Source organism: Christiangramia sp. OXR-203, assembly GCF_034372165.1.
Lineage (GTDB): Bacteria > Bacteroidota > Bacteroidia > Flavobacteriales > Flavobacteriaceae > Christiangramia.
Genome location: NZ_CP139698.1, coordinates 2,477,881 through 2,493,989, shown reverse-complemented (window position 1 = coordinate 2,493,989; position 16,109 = coordinate 2,477,881). Strand labels below are relative to the sequence as shown.

The 16,109-nt window shown below is 36.4% G+C and carries 12 protein-coding genes; 4 read left to right on the top strand and 8 right to left on the bottom strand.

Going from position 1 to position 16,109, the window contains the following annotated elements; all coding sequences use genetic code 11:
- Position 1: 1 nt before the first annotated feature.
- From T8I65_RS11525 to T8I65_RS11510, 4 genes are all read right to left on the bottom strand, one after another.
- Positions 2 to 3,277, bottom strand: a complete 3,276-nt coding sequence (locus T8I65_RS11525) for a helicase-related protein (RefSeq protein ID WP_322300749.1) — start codon at positions 3,275 to 3,277, stop codon at positions 2 to 4.
- A complete protein-coding gene (locus tag T8I65_RS11520; RefSeq protein ID WP_322300748.1) occupies positions 3,278 to 4,540 on the bottom strand; it encodes a type II toxin-antitoxin system HipA family toxin in 1,263 nt (420 codons plus the stop codon). It abuts the gene before it with no gap.
- Positions 4,541 to 4,543: 3 nt separating this feature from the next.
- On the bottom strand, positions 4,544 to 4,807 hold the full coding sequence (locus tag T8I65_RS11515) for a helix-turn-helix transcriptional regulator (RefSeq protein WP_322300747.1): 264 nt from the start codon (positions 4,805 to 4,807) through the stop codon (positions 4,544 to 4,546).
- 915 nt (positions 4,808 to 5,722) lie between these two features.
- Positions 5,723 to 5,899, bottom strand: coding sequence for a histone H1 (locus T8I65_RS11510; RefSeq protein ID WP_322300746.1), 177 nt, complete (start codon positions 5,897 to 5,899; stop codon positions 5,723 to 5,725).
- A 302-nt stretch (positions 5,900 to 6,201) separates the two neighbouring features.
- On the opposite strand from T8I65_RS11510, the gene T8I65_RS11505 reads away from it, so the two are divergent.
- Together T8I65_RS11505 and T8I65_RS11500 are read left to right on the top strand one after the other, a co-directional pair.
- Positions 6,202 to 7,260, top strand: coding sequence for an acyl-CoA dehydrogenase family protein (locus T8I65_RS11505; RefSeq protein ID WP_322300745.1), 1,059 nt, complete (start codon positions 6,202 to 6,204; stop codon positions 7,258 to 7,260).
- Positions 7,257 to 8,576, top strand: coding sequence for a bifunctional PIG-L family deacetylase/class I SAM-dependent methyltransferase (locus tag T8I65_RS11500; protein ID WP_322300744.1), 1,320 nt, complete (start codon positions 7,257 to 7,259; stop codon positions 8,574 to 8,576). Before T8I65_RS11505 ends, T8I65_RS11500 begins: the two co-directional genes overlap by 4 nt.
- Here the strand turns inward: T8I65_RS11500 and T8I65_RS11495 are convergent.
- The 4 genes from T8I65_RS11495 to T8I65_RS11480 all read right to left on the bottom strand — a co-directional run bounded on the left by T8I65_RS11495 (position 8,495) and on the right by T8I65_RS11480 (position 11,350).
- On the bottom strand, positions 8,495 to 9,682 hold the full coding sequence (locus T8I65_RS11495; protein ID WP_322300743.1) for a glycosyltransferase family A protein: 1,188 nt from the start codon (positions 9,680 to 9,682) through the stop codon (positions 8,495 to 8,497). The two genes, T8I65_RS11500 and T8I65_RS11495, sit on opposite strands and share 82 nt — an antisense overlap.
- Before the next feature lie 202 nt (positions 9,683 to 9,884).
- On the bottom strand, positions 9,885 to 10,568 hold the full coding sequence (locus tag T8I65_RS11490) for a type 1 glutamine amidotransferase domain-containing protein (protein ID WP_322300742.1): 684 nt from the start codon (positions 10,566 to 10,568) through the stop codon (positions 9,885 to 9,887).
- A 179-nt stretch (positions 10,569 to 10,747) separates the two neighbouring features.
- Positions 10,748 to 11,083: a hypothetical protein gene (locus T8I65_RS11485; protein ID WP_322300741.1), complete on the bottom strand. Its 336-nt coding sequence runs from the start codon at positions 11,081 to 11,083 to the stop codon at positions 10,748 to 10,750.
- 120 nt (positions 11,084 to 11,203) lie between these two features.
- Entirely contained in the window at positions 11,204 to 11,350 is a 147-nt protein-coding gene (locus T8I65_RS11480; RefSeq protein WP_322300740.1) for a hypothetical protein, read from the bottom strand.
- 239 nt (positions 11,351 to 11,589) lie between these two features.
- Here T8I65_RS11480 and T8I65_RS11475 point away from each other — a divergent pair, with 239 nt between their 5' ends.
- On the top strand, positions 11,590 to 13,371 hold the full coding sequence (locus tag T8I65_RS11475) for an alpha-amylase family glycosyl hydrolase (protein ID WP_322300739.1): 1,782 nt from the start codon (positions 11,590 to 11,592) through the stop codon (positions 13,369 to 13,371).
- A gap of 326 nt (positions 13,372 to 13,697) precedes the next feature.
- The gene (locus T8I65_RS11470; RefSeq protein ID WP_322300738.1) at positions 13,698 to 16,007 is read left to right on the top strand and encodes a glycoside hydrolase family 3 protein; all 2,310 of its coding nucleotides are present in this window, start codon (positions 13,698 to 13,700) and stop codon (positions 16,005 to 16,007) included.
- Positions 16,008 to 16,109: the final 102 nt, after the last annotated feature.

Below are 16,109 nucleotides of genomic sequence, written 5' to 3'. Positions count from 1 at the left end.
TTTATATTGAAAATGATTCGGATAAAATTATGTTCGGTGTCGAAACTGCCTGACGTGTTTTACTTTTCTTAATTTCTGGTATTTCCTTTGAGACATCATCTAGGGGATATGATTTAAGAATTTCAATGAGATTTTCAAAAACTTCAGAACGCGTTAAACCACTGTCCTTAATACTTTTTAAAAGCTTATTAATTTCACGAGGTAATTTTTGGAATTTGCCTCTTTTAATAGCCAGTTTTGTTAATTCTATGAGTTCTTTATCTTCTTTAGAAACAAATTCCTGTAAGGCTTGTTTTGTGATAAATGCTATAGCTCTTTTATCATTAGGACCTAATTTTACAGCACCTAAATCTCCCAAATTTGTCAGATTTTCCTCGTTTTGAAAAGAATTAAGTGCTATTTGAATCTGCTCATGATGTAAACCGTGTATTGGAATTGGTCTTTCAGATAATTGTGCTTTAAATATTCGGGCTGTTTCAACAAAAGTTAATTCTTTAAATTGAAGATTTGGATAAATAAGATAAAATACATCTCTTTTTTTATTCTTGATAAAAGTAATAGTTTGATTTTTGGAACTTTTATTGTGTCGTCCAGTTCTAGCCCTCTTAGGAATAGTTTTCTTAATTTTTTGATACAAATCTGGATTTTCTGTTCTAAATTTCCTTAAATAATTAAGAAACTCTAAGCGTTCATCTTTTTCTTCTTCAGGAACTTTTTCAAATAAACCAAAAGAATCAAATTCTTCTCTTGTTGAGTAAATTTGACTGTCTTCTCCTAGTGCAGAATGGAAAGCTTGTAACTTTATGTAAGCCTTTTTATTTAACTCTATTTCATTATCGGTTCTTGAAGTCGGAAAGAAATTGTAGATATATATATTAGTTGATTCTGTTCCTATTCTATTTACACGTCCTATTCGTTGCATTAGCCTCGTTGCATTCCAAGGAATATCATAATTTAAAATGATATTAGAGCGGTGAAGGTTAACTCCTTCTGCTAAGACTTCAGTAGTTAAGATTATATCATAATCATCTTTTTGTTCCGAAATAGGTTCGTTCGCGTCAAAGTTCTGAGATATTATTTCAGTCAATTCTTTTGAGTTAGAACTATCAACACATAAGACATTGTTAAACCCATCTTTTTTCAGCCTTTCAAAAAGATAGTTTGTTGTTTCTTTTGATTCGGAAAAAACCAGTAATTTTTTATTATCGTTAATAACCGAATCCATTAATTCATTATTAATCCTTTTTACAAATGTGTTATACTTTGGATCTTCTGTCACTTCATCCCACTTAACTTTCAATTTAGTTAACGTCAGATGATCATGTTTTATACCTTGAATAAATTCTTCATAAAAATCCTCTATAGGATATGCATTTATAGTTTCAGTGTCTTCAGCATTCCTTAAAATTTCTTCAAGTTCAGCTTCATTCTCATTCAAAATGAAATCACTAACATTAAGTTTTGGTGCTATATAAATAGTTCCATTTTTAATCATTTTGAGCATTGCTCTATTTGCGTCATAATACCTACCCAAACTCATTTTAAATGCGTGAAAGCTACTATCAATTCGTTTAACTAAAAGAATCCGCATAATATGAGCTAATTGATCTGAAATTCTATCAGCTTGACTTGGGTTTACACCAGTAGCTTTTTGATAGGCCTCTTTGGCCTCAGGCCTTAAATATTTAATTGCCTGGTATCTGTAATAACCTAAATCCTTACTTTCTTTTTTAAGGGTTTTTAAAGTAATGTCATAAAGATTATCTGTATAATTATCTAATTCGTAAAGTATTTGTCTGGGCGGATTAATATTCGGAAAAACGACACCTTGATTAACAATGTCTTCCCAATATTCCGGTGTGTTTTTTATATCAGTTCTTGTTCTTCTAACTATAATTGATTCTAATACTTTTACTCTGATTTCATTGTATATTTTTTTTACCCCTTTTGCTATTTTATCGTGATCTCGCTCTTGTTTTAGTTTTCTATATTGATCTATAAGTGGTCTAAAAAAATGCTGCAAATTCCCAACTTCAAGTGTAGATTTTTTTGAATCTTGAAAAAGGTACAACTGGTTTCTAATATCTTCAGGCTTATTATTTAATGGAGTTGCTGTAACTAAAATGACTTTTTTCTTATCACTACCATCATTGCCTTTACGTTTTCTTGGTGTTTTACAAAGCTTTTGCAATTGATTAAACATTTCCGATTCATCTGATCGAAACTTGTGTGCTTCATCAACAATAATCAAATCATAATCTTCGGGATGTTTAATTTTATGTAAGCTTCCATTAGTAATGAATTCAACTCCTGGAACTTCAAAATCTCTTACAGTTTTAGTCCACCCTTTAACAAGTGCTGGTGGATGAATCACCAATATCTTAGTTCGGTAACCATTACTGAAATAATATTTTTTTGCGATAATGGTAGCAATTATAGTTTTTCCCAAACCGACGACATCAGCAAGAATAAAACCATCGTGTTTAAATAATTTTGCATAGCCATCGTTCACAGCATCCATTTGATAAGCTAATTTTTTATAACCTTTTGGCAGGTCAGTTATAGATTCAGGATCATACTCTATGCTTTTTCCAAAATATTCGATAAGTAATTTAATGTATAGCTCAAAAGGTGTAAACGTATCATTTAAATAGGTTTTTTTCTTAACAGTTTCAATTTCAGAAGGCAGAATATCAATAGCCTCTTTCCATAAGTTCTCGAATGTCTGTCCTGCAAACACTACATCATCATAATCCCGTAGCTCAACATTAAATTCAAAATTTCTATCCAATCCTGAAACGCTCAAATTACTAGAGCCCGTAATGACTGAACCACTATTGTGTTCATTCCAATTTTCCGGTTTAAAGATGTATATTTTTGCGTGTATGTTTTTATCGGGATGTGCTTTTATTAGAATTTTACCAGATGTAACATCCTCAACGAATTGAACTATTCCTTCCTCAACATCTTTTTGATATTCTGCCTGTTGAATATCTTCTTTAAATTCTCTAATAAACTCTTGCCTAGTAACTTCTGTGTTAAAATTAAACTCTAATCCCTTTCTTGCTGCTTCGCTGATCAAATGGTCAACGTCAATGCCTACGAGAATTCTTATTTGATCTACATCCTTCAAATATTTCCTTATTTGAAAATAGCCCGATGATCTAAAATACCCTACTAATGCATCAAAATAGTGTACAGATGTATTCTTAAAAATTCCATCAAATTTATTCAGCAGTGTATTGTCGCCACTATTCGTAAAAAACTTTGTTGCCATTTATACTAATGTTTCTAAATCTTTATTTATTCTATCTTTGATTTTCTCAGATATCTCTAATTCACCAGCGATCTCCATCCAACTTGGAATCAATGCCTGAATCTCCTCAATAATGCCTTTAGGATTCTTAATAGAAAATTCTTCGGCAATGCTTAGTACATCCTTTAAAGTAATTTCTGTTCGTTTTCCGTTAATGGATAAAGCTCTAGAAGTTGTCTTAAATGTTATTAATGGGTTTAGTGCATAGGTAAGATCATAGGCTGGGGCCAAGTTCCAGTTATTATTTTCTTTGTCATAAATAAAACTATGATTCTTTAAATGATCATCTACATTTCTAAATACAAGATTGAATACCATACGCTTGAACAGCTGCTGTATATCTTTATGAGGCACTTCTAGCCCTAAGGCTACTTTGAATACGTTTTCATAAGAAGAATTCTCTGGTTGACTTTTAAAATCCCAGCCTGTTAATCCGGTTACGGTTAGCACATGTTGTTTTTCTCCATTTTGCCTGTCGTAACGTAGGGTTGCAAAGTGTTTGTTTTCGATGAGTTTAGAGGACATCATATCGATCCCCGCTTCTTGTGCTAGCAGATAATAAGCATATTCTACCTTCTCTTTGTTATAGCCATCACTATCATCAAGATGTAGCTTTACTAAATAATGGTGGTAGCTCTCGCTCGTCTCTCTATCACCAGCAATGATTTCTCCCGTTTCTCTATGTTCTGAGATCAAAATTTTAGGCCTGGCACCACCCGCTGAAGTTCCTATTTTAAACACATTCAGTAAGGATAATTCACTTAGATCTTTTCCTGTGGTCTCATCTTTGAGTTTGAGCACCTTTTCTAAGATGTTAATTACTTTATCAATATTTACTTTTGGTGAATTGGGTAATTCTTTAATCGGTTTATATTCCAACGCTCCCATACCACGATCTGCCACATAAGCCAATTGTTCTAGCGGCTTTATTTTTTTTATTCCCCGTGCTGTTAACCATTCTTGAAATATGATATTACCAAAAGTATCGGGTAGGGAATCGGCTATCATTGGCGGTAAGCCTTGAAAGGTATCTTGTTGGTATTCAGTAAATACTTGTGCTGGTTTGGTGCGTTTAAAAATAAATGGGAATAACTTTGAATATTTCCCAGACTCTAAAAATTCAGGATTGTATTGAAAAAAAGATTTACCCTGGTCTATATCATAGCCTAGTTTACCAATTTCCTGGTCAAAAGCAATTACATCTATAATTTTATCTCTAGCCATCTATTAATACAGTGAAATGTCGTTTTGATCAACAATATTTTTATCTATTTCTTTAGCTATAGATTGTAATAATCCAAAATGGTTTGCTACTTTTAAAACATTATCAAGCGTGGCATTTTTACCCTTCTCGATGTTTTGAATGGTAGTACTTGAGACATCAAGCACTTCCGCAAGTTCGTCTCTAGAGAGCCCATTCGATTTACGAAGTGCCTTGCACGCCTCACCAATCTTGAGTTTCACATCTTTTATTGTAGTTACGCTTAGCATATTGTACCAATATAATGGTTAAATGTATGTTTTTTATTCAATATTTACCATTATAATACTAAATACTTTATTTTGAAGAATAGTAATTTTATGCTTTATCATATGAAAGAGGAAAGATTGAATCTTAGTAAACTTTAGAGAAAAACACCGATTTTTGGTAATTATCTCATAAGTTTACTATAAACGCTTTTTTTTAAAAATATAATTTGAATTCATTTATACGAATTTGAAGTGCCAATCCGAAAAACTTCCTCAAAACTCCCAACTTTTTGTTAAAAAGGGGCTAATTCGGTGTCAGTAAAATTTGAAAAGGCTTTTAAGCGTTGAAAATAGGCTTAAAATGAGATTTGGTTAGTTCCTCTTTCTCCGCATAAAACCCCGTTATCTTTAAGATAATGGGGTTTTTCTTTTATGTAGTATTACCATTGAAATTTCAGCATCATTGATTTAGAAGTTAACCCTTAAGTAATTTTACAATTGAGGATTATTTCTTGAATTTCTATCCTTGTGATTTAGAAATGGTGATTGGTTTTAGCTAGAGTGTACGATTTAGCTAAAATATACGAGTGAATAAGCTTGTTGCCTTAAACTACAACTCCAAACTTGCGAATTCTCACTACATATATACTTTGTATAGATAATTCTTCCAGTGTTTAGTTTACTGAATCAATTCGATTTGGCTCCTGGAATTTATAGCAGTAAGACTTAAACACATAGCGTTCCTTGAAGAAACTAGAATATGAATGACATTTTGGGGTAGACGCTAGTTAGGGATCAAGTGAATGAATACATTTGAATTAAGGCTTTTTGACAGAATTGCTCCTGGTCAGTTTACGTAGAATCGTACTTTAATGACTTGAAGGTGAGTTGTAGCTTCTGTATAATAAAAAAACCTCCTTTAAAGGAGGTTTTAGTTTACTTTTTTGATTCTGCAACAGATACTTTACGAAATTCTTTTAGAAGTTTTTCTAATTCTAAAGATGCTTTTCTGGCTCTGGTTCCAGCACTTTTATTACCACTCTCTAATTGAGTATTGGCTTCTGTCTGGAATGTTTCAAATGTTGATTGAATGTTTTCAACTAGATCTTTCATTTTTGAAATTTTTAGGTTAATGTGCGAAAATAGAAGATTTTTCCGGGATGCGGACTTCTTCCTGTATTTTTCGTAGCATCAATTGGCGATGAATATGATTCGGTTAAACCTGATTATTCCGAAGGCGCTTTTTTAATCAAGTGAACATTAGATATTTAATTTGATATAATTATAAATATTTACCGATAATTCTTCAGCTTCAGGTATACACGCGACAATATATTTTCAAGTGCGGATGATAATTTAGTATGATATTAACAAGGGAGTTGATGGGACATTTTATTTTTATTTAAAAAATAGGCATGCCCAATTTTGCAGATATTAATTCATGTTGTCGAAAGATCCCAGAAGATTCACGACATTTTCCAGCGATTGCAATGCAATTACTCCATGAACAATCATTGCTTCAAATCAATCTTCCGGATAGATTTCGTGAACAAGCTCAACGCATCCCTGTTTACGAAACTCTATTTAAGATTGGCAAATGCAATCTATCTGTAGGGCGAATTTATGAAGGTCATTTAAACGCCATCAAGCTTATCAAGGATCATGGGTCTGAGTCGCAAAAAGAGTATTTTTTCCAAAAGGCTAAAATTGGAAAATTATTTAGCGTATGGAATACAGAAATAAGTTCTGAAGCCCTTAGGGCACACGTAATTGCAGATAAGCTTGAGCTTAATGGAGCAAAAACCTTTTGTTCAGGAGGACTACAAATTGATCATGCAATTATAACCGCTGAAGTTGATGGAGCTAAACAGATGTTGATTCTTCCGCTTAAGGAATACCCGAAACTAACCGAAGATTGGTCCTTGTGGAATCCCACGGGAATGAAAAACTCGGTAAGTTGTCGAATCGATTTTTCGGGGATAGAAGTGTCAAGCGAACTTAAGCTAGGTAAATTAGATGCTTACCAGGAACAGCCGTGGTTTTCGGGTGGCGCCATGCGTTTTGCAGCGGTTCAACTCGGCGGGGCAGAGGCTTTGCTGCATTCCGCGATCGATCACCTGAATACACAAAACAAATCTAACGATCCGTACCAACAGCAGCGTATGGGTACTATGGCGATACTGGTCGAAACTGGGAAATTCTGGTTAAAAAAAGCACAGGAAATAGATGATAATCAGCAAGATTATACTTCAGCTGAAATTGTGAATTTTGCAGATATGATGCGCAGCGCAATTTTAAATATTTCCGAAGAAATCTTACAGCTAACCGAACGTTCAATTGGCGTCCAGGGTTTTATGGAAAATCATCCTATGGAGCAGGTGTACAGGGATCTCAAAGTATATCTTAAACAACCAGGACCAGATCTTGCACTCAAAAATGTAGGAGCCTATACTTTTGATCATTATAAGAGATGAAAAACACCAGGGAACACGTAGAACAAGCCCCATTTTTAAATATCGAAGGACTCCATAGAGACCTGGGAAAAGTGATCATTGTGGCTCCACATCCCGATGATGAAAGTCTCGGATGCGGAGGATTGATCGCTTATTTAACTGCTCAGAATGCAGAGGTATATGTGTTTTTTCTTACCAATGGAGATGCTTCACATCCCAATTCCATTAAATTTTCACCAGAAGACTTGGGGAAATTGCGAAAGTCTGAAGCGATCAATGCCTGTAAAATTTTAGGGGTAAAGGAAGAAAATCTCATATTTCTAAATGCTGGTGATGGGAAATTAGCTGAAAAGTTTAGAAAAGACGATCCGGTCATCAATGAATTAAAACAATTATTTCAGCAGAAGGAACCGGACACTATTTTTGCACCCTGGCGTAGAGACCATCATATTGATCATATTTCTGCTTACAGCCTGGTAGACAAAGCAGCAGAGAAAATGGCAATCACTATTGCTGAATATCCTGTCTGGCTCTGGAAAAAGGGAGAACCTGCCGACTGGCCCACCGAAGATGAAGTTCTGGCTTTCAGATTACAGATAGATTCCGTAAAAGAAATTAAAAAAGCCGCGATCCTGGCTCATATAAGTCAGACGACAAATTTGATCGATGATGATCCTGAAGGTTTTATTCTTACTGAAAATCTTATGCAGCCTTTTATGGGGCATTATGAATATATCTTTTTTCCAACCGAATCTAAACCTGCAGTTAGTGAAACCTACTTCGAGAAATTGTATGCAAACAATGACGATCCATGGGATTTTGAAACTAGTAGTTACGAGCAGGAAAAATACCATAAAACTATTGCTTCGGTCTCAGGAAAGTCATTCGAGAATGCTCTGGAAATTGGATGTTCCAACGGAGTTTTCACCAAATTACTAGCGCCAAAATGCAAGAATCTACTTGCTGTTGATCTTAGTCAGGAAGCCTTAAAGTCGGCTATAAAAAGGTGTGCTTCGTTTTCGCAATGTAAGTTCGTGCATTGGGATATTAGTAATGGTCTGCCAGGAAGTAATTATGACGCTATCTTTTTTTCTGAAGTAGGTTATTATTTTGATCTGAATAGTTTAGGTAAAATATTTAAAGATATTACGAACTCTTTGCAGCCAGGTGGAATGTTGGTCATGGTGCACTGGACGGCATATGTGAGATCATATCCACTTACGGGACAACAGGTTCATGATAATTTCAGAAAAAATTACTCGAATCGTTTTAAACTGCTTAATTCTGAGCGAGCTGAGCTGTATATTTTGGAAGTCTGGGAAAAGACTGAAAAGTGATTTTCTAGCTCTTCAATAGCTTCAGTAATACTAATATCAGGATGGGCGGCATTCCATGGAGCATGATCCTTCAAAAATTTTTCCAGGTAAATGACCAGGGAATTACTACTATCGTGGTTTTCAATTAGCGATAGCAGCATTTGTTTCTGAATTTTCAGACGGTGACCGATGGAATTCCGAAGTTCTTCAGAAGTCTGAGAATAATATTGTTCTATTTCATCAAAAGCAGTGAAGCGTTCTCTAAGTTTATCGTAGCCTTCAACATTTTCAGTTTTAGAAGCCGACCAGTTCTGGATCTGGGAACCAAAACCTCCCTGAACTCTGGATGAGCTACGGCAGGAAGTTGTAACCTTAGGCTCCATCGCATGTTTAATTGCATAACCAGAGCTTATAACTTTTTGATACAATGCGATATCTTCCAGACAGGCGATAGGTGGAATACCTCCTATATTTTTATAAACTGAATTTCGTATCGCCATGTTGGGTCCTGAATTATGTGAGTGCCTCGGCCAGGGATCAGATTGCTGCGGGTATATTTCACTCTCCAGTCTGCTTACCAGGTCAAGGTAATGCCTGTTTTCAAATAGATTCTTCTTTGCTTCAGCATTTAAACCTTTCATGTCTGGTGTGATCTGTCCGCATACCAGGTCTATTGGTTCGCTTTGAAGTTTCAAAAATGATTCAAGCCAGTTCTTATCAGCAATGGTATCAGCATCTGTCATGATGATAAAACCAGTATCTTTAAGTCTTTCGCTGGCAAGATCCATTAAAACTCTCCTTGCAGCACCAACATTATTGATCACTGGATTAGTTGTTATATAATAATAAAACGGAAATGCTGGATTGAGTTCCTGAAAAAGTTTGCAAAGTTCTACAGTATGATCATCGCAATGATTGCATAAAACCAGAACTTCATATAGCTGGGTAGAAACGGCTTTATCCCCAGAAAGCTGATTAGCCAAAGCCGTTAAGGTTTTCCAGATCGTTTGGGCTTCGTTCCTGGCAGGTATACAAACACTTAACTCAATTTCTGGCGATACCGATGGAATTTGGTGGTTAAAAGCTTTTAGCTCCGTAACAATTTTAGAGATAGATTCAATGCTCACTGAAGGTTTTTATCCGAAAAATACTCATTTGTTCTGCTGAAATAATACAGCTTATAATGAAATTAACAAATGCAAGGGTTATGTTCTGATATAACATCCAGTATTTATGTATTGCTTTATTATACACATCTTTAAAGTGAAAACCCTGATTTCCAAATCAGGGTTTTCACTTTATATATCGGTTAAATTATATATTTAAGGATCAATTATTCCAGAAATCTACTAGAGCCTTTGCAGTTGGTTCTGCAGACAATGGATTCTGTCCAGTTATCAATAAACCATCAACTTCTACATGTGAAAGGAAAGGAGCGCTAGCAGTATGATATTCTCCTCCCAGTTCTTTTAGTCGGTTTTCGAGTGTATAAGGGATATTGTCCATTTTAAGAGACATTTTTTCTTCGAGATTCGAATAGCCGGTCACTCTCTTTCCTTTCAGTAAGTCAGGTTCAATTTCAGCAGCTTTGATTAGTGCCGCGGGTCCATGACAAACTGAAGCTACCGGTTTGTTACTTTCAATAAACTCTAGGATCAATTTCCCGCTATCATGATTTGAGGCAAGATCGAACATGGGTCCGTGCCCGCCAGGAAAGAATAAAGCATCATAAGTTTCTGCTGAAACTTCTGAGAGAAGTTTTGTATTATTTAATGCATTTTGAGCCACTTCGTCGTCTTGAAATCTTCGATTGGAACTTGTGATATGTTCGGTTAGCTCGCTCATTGGATCAATAGGTGGCTTGCCACCCATAGGACTGGCGATCTCTATAGAATAACCTTCATCTTTAAAAACATAATATGGATCTGTAAATTCTCCAATCCATAAGCCAGTGGTGCTGTCTGTATTTTCCAATGCCTTGTGAGATGTCACCACCATTAATATCTTTTTCATAACGAGATTTTTTTGATTTGAATGAAATTACCAAAAGCCCTCGAAAATGAAGTTTTCAATATCATAAATCATTTATAATTTTTCAAAAACCTAAATATGAAATTAGCAAAACAATGGATATCCTTGAGATACAACAGAAATGTAATTTATCTACAATTCTTCGATCTCCCAGTAAATACCTATTTCGAACTATCCTTAAGTAGAAGATTAATATTCTCAAGTATGTCTTCGAATCTGGAAATATCCTTGTCCAGCACCGTTCTTATCTTTTCTTTCATCCTTAGAATATTTCCAGAATTATCATCAGCTCTTTCCAGGTATACAGTTCTAAAATATTTGATCTGGTTAGTGATATAGTCACGGTAATCTCCAAAGAAATTTGAATCAACCAGCAACTGATTGAAGTTTTCGAGATTCGCCGATTCATTTTTCGCATAATAGCGATTTAAAGCGACCAGATTCACTTTCTCCAGAAATTTGTCATTCAGAGAAACAGAAAGGACAGGGTCGACCACTTTGTCCAGATCCAGTGATTCTCGAAACTCCCGTAGATCTGCGATCGCATGATGTATAGAAGATTTTAATCCGGGTAAGGATGATTTGAAGAAACGATGTGCATCTGTGGCCTTATCTGCTCATTGAACCTTGTAGAGCCAGAATGCGATGATAAGGCCAAACAAGGTCAATAAAACTGCCGTGCCATCCATAAGCATCGACCATTGATTTGGATCCAGGCTCCATTTTTTGGATAGGATATAATACTGCTCTTTCTGTTGGATCACTACTGAATTTTAAATGTTTCAGCTTTTAATATATGCAATATTCAGAATTAATTGATGTTCCCATGTCCAGGATTATTTCTGAAGCTAAATTCTTCCGAAGTAGAAAAGGTAAAGAGAATTGGCATCAGCTGAAGTACAAGTTAATGTAATGATAATTAACGTTTTGTAATAAGATCTGAAGTTACTTTTACCTCTTGTTTAAAGAACTTCAATTAAGGATCTAATTTTCAATAACTAATATGGAAACTATCATAAAACGCTCGCCGGGAATGGGCTGTATCATAAATGAAGGGCTTACCACCTTTCGTGTTTGGGCACCAAATGCCGAGAAAATATTCGTCACGGGAACTTTCAATGAATGGAACGACCATGACCTCGAACTTGAACATGAAGAAAACGGTTACTGGGCTGGTACGACCGATAAAGCAAAGCAAGGTGATGAATATAAATACGTCATCCATAATAATGGTGAAACCTTTTACCGCAACGACCCTTACGCGTTTGAACTCACTAATAGCGATGGTAATTCTGTAATTCGTGATCTTAACTTTGATTTTGGTGATGATCAATACCAGTTGCCCTCTTTCAATCAATTAGTAATCTATGAACTGCACGTAGGTACTTTCAACAGGAAATCGGCAGATATGGTAGGGACATTTGAAGATGTTATTGAGAAGCTGGATTATTTGAAAGATCTGGGGATCAATTGTATAGAACTGCTTCCGGTAGCTGAGTTCCCTGGTGGGGAATCCTGGGGTTACAACCCGGCGCATCCATTCGCCATAGAACAGGATTATGGTGGTCCAAACGGACTGGCAAATCTGGTAAAAGCTGCTCACCAACGTGGAATTGGAGTGATCATGGATGTTGTCTACAACCATTTTGGCCCTTCAGATATGGATCTCTGGCAATTTGATGGCTGGTCGCAGATTGATAAAGGTGGTATTTATTTCTATAACGACCATCGAAGCAAAACTCCCTGGGGTGACACCCGTCCTGACTATGGTAGGGAAGAGGTTAGACAGTATTTAAGAGACAATGCCCTCATGTGGATAGAGAAATATCGTTGTGATGGATTGCGCATGGATGCTACCTCTTATATTCGTTTTGAAGGTGGGGGACTGGGTGAGGACACTGCTATTGAAGAAGGAAACCAAATGATGCGTGAGATCAATGAGATTCAGGAAAAATATCCTCATATTATTACTATTGCTGAAGATCTTAAAGGTCATGATATGGTAACCGATACTATCGAAAATGGAGGCATTGGTTATGGTTCCCAATGGGATATGAATTTCGTGCATCCCGTTCGTGAAGTCCTCACAGATACGCATGATGATAGCAGGGATCTGGAAAAGATCGCTGGTGCATTGCAGTTCGTGCAAAGCAATGATGCTTTTAAGAGGGTCATATATACTGAATCTCATGATGAAGTCGCTAATGGAAAAGCAAGGGTGCCTGAAGAGGTTCAGCCCGGTGATGCCGAAAGTGCTTACGCTAAAAAACGAGCGCTGCTAGGGATTGTACTTACGCTTACTGCTCCAGGAATTCCCATGCTTTTTCAGGGTCAGGAATTTATGGAAGATTCTTATTTCCAGGATACTGTGGAGCTTAACTGGGAGAAATTAGAAAGACACAAGGGAATCTCCAGATTGGTTAGTGATCTTATTAAATTAAGAACTGGTGAAATTGAAGGCTACGATGGTCTACGACAACAGGCTATCGAAATCATACACTTAAATAACGATTCTAAAGTTCTGGCATATCATCGTGGCGAAGAGAATTCCAAAGTTCTAATAGTTATAAACTTCAGTAATACAGATTATACTGAGTACAACCTGAGTCTAGCGGAACAATCTAACTGGAAACTGCGTTTAAATACAGTGGCTAAAGAGTATGATGATGATTTTTCAGAAATGGAAGTCCACGACCCGGAAATTCATGCAGAGAATTTAGAAGAAGCGAACATGGGAACTTTTGAGATTCCAGGATACTCCGCACTCATCTTTACTCAGGGTTAGATCATAAGCAAAATATTCCCCCCTTTCAGCGGGAATTTAATTGATAGGTAATGTTTTAGCGCTTTCTCTTAATAGGTATTTAAATTTCTGACTCCTACGTCTTAAACTGTATTTTCATATAGAATCCTGAACAATTTCGTATACAGGTATGTACTAAAAACTAAGCTTTAGATTATATCTTAATACAGTCCACAGCTTAGGGTATAGCAAATCAAAGCATCTATCTTCATATGACTTCGAGCTTTTTGAGATCCGGTTTGAGAGTTAAAATGGAATTATAGGATATTATTATATTGCATGTAATATTTACATATACCAATTATAGAATGTACAACAGATCTCTTCTCTCCTTATGCCTGATTTTAGGAGTACAGCTTTGCCTCGCTCAAGAGGTCAAAATACTAACAAATAGTAATGGAATGACCCTGGGATATAGTCAAAGCTCAGGAATAAAGATTCTTGAAGTAGATGGAGAATTTTTTAAGGATCTTAACAGGAACGGTAAATTAGATCCTTATGAAGATTGGCGAAATTCGGTAGCTGAAAGAGCGAAAGATCTTGCTTCAAGAATGTCTGTAGAACAAATCGCCGGTCTTATGCTTTATAGTGATCATCAAAGCATACCCGCAAGACCTTATGGTTTTGGAGCCGGTACTTATAATGGAAAACCAATTTCTGAAAGCGGAATGAAGGCTTCAGATATTTCCGATCAGCAACTAAAATTTTTAAAGGAGGATCATCTAAGGCATATTTTGATTACCTCGGTACAATCTCCGGAAGTCTCTGCTAAATGGAATAATAATGTTCAGGCACTTGTAGAAGGAATTGGATTTGGAATACCCGTAAATAATAGCTCAGATCCGCGCAATACGGCTAATGTAACTTCAGAATTCAATGCCGGAGCTGGAGGACAAATATCTTTATGGCCAGATGGTTTGGCAATGGGAGCAACATTTGATCCAGATATAGTAAAACAATTTGGGAATATCGCTTCTCAGGAATACCGGGCACTGGGTATTACTACAGCTTTGTCGCCTCAAGTAGATCTTGGCACAGAGCCCCGATGGTATCGAACCACGTATGTCTTTAGTGAATCTCCGGAGCTGGTAAAGGATATGGGTAAAGCATACATTGAAGGTTTCCAAACTTCCAGTGAAGCTTCTGTCATCAGTAATGGTTGGGGCTTTGAAAGTGTAAATGCAATGGTAAAACACTGGCCTGGAGGTGGTCCCGAGGAAGGTGGACGTGATGGGCACTGGGCCAATGGAAAATTTGCCGTTTATCCAGGAAATAATATTCAGGATCATCTTAAACCCTTCACGGAAGGTGCGTTTAAACTGGAAGGAGGAACTGGAAAGGCTTCGGCGATCATGCCTTATTACACAATTAGCTATGATATAGACGATGTGTACAATGAAAATGTTGGAAATGGGTTCAGTAAATATCTAATTTCAGACTTGCTACGCGATACATATGGCTATGACGGAGTGGTTTGTACAGATTGGGGAATTACCGATGATGAAGGACCGATGCCAGATACGTTTGCAGGAAAACCATGGGGCGTGGAAGGTCTTTCTGTTGAAGAAAGGCATTACAAAGCGATCAAGGCAGGAGTTGATCAATTTGGAGGAAATAATGATAAAGCCCCTGTATTGGCCGCATATCGTATGGGAGTTAAAGAATTTGGGGAAGACTATATGCGCAAAAGATTTGAGCGTTCTGCTGTTCGTTTGCTGAAGAATATATTAAGAGTAGGTTTGTTTGAAAATCCATATGTCCAATTGACGCAAACAAAAACTATCGTGGGCAGCCCTGAATTTATGAAGCAAGGATACGATGCACAGTTAAAGTCTATTGTTTTGCATAAAAATAAAAATCAGATCCTTCCGAGAAAGGAAAAATCTACAGTTTATATTCCGAAGATTTATACGCCATTGGAAACAGGCTGGTTTGGTAATGCCACTCCTGCCAGTTTTGAATATCCTGTTGATACAAGCCTTGTCAAGAAATACTATAATTTAACTGATGATGCGAGAAAGGCAGATTTTGCTATAGTTTTTGTAAGAAGTCCGCAGACGAAGGAAGCAGGCTACAGTAGAGAGGACAGGAAGCAGGGTGGCAACGGATATGTGCCAATTTCCTTGCAGTACGAAACATATACCGCTACCAATGCTCGAGAGCAGAGTATTGCAGCTGGAGATCCAGTCATAGATCCGGAGGTCAAGAACCGTTCTTATAAAGGAAAGACCAGTACAGCATCTAATATTATGGATTTAAGAACAATTCAGGATACTAGAATGATTATGGGTGACAAGCCAGTAATAGTCTCTGTGACAGCAGATAAACCTATGATATTTTCTGAATTTGAAAAGCAGGTGGAAGGTATCGTTCTAAATTTTGGAGTATCAACACAGGCTGTTCTGGATATAATATCTGGTAAGAATGAACCTTCGGGACTACTTCCAGTGCAGATGCCTGCAAGCATGAAAACCGTAGAGGAACAAAAAGAGGATGTTCCCTACGATATGATTCCATATAAAGATTCAGCTGGTAATATATATGATTTTGGTTACGGTTTAAATTGGAGCGGAAAAATTGAAGATGGAAGAACCAACAAATATGTAAAGGGTAACTAAAGATTTTTGGCTTTACAAGAATACGGTATCGTTGAAACATTCATCATTGCCTGGTACGAAAGAATGTCTATTATTAAGAAAGCTGAGAACAGTAATTGATAG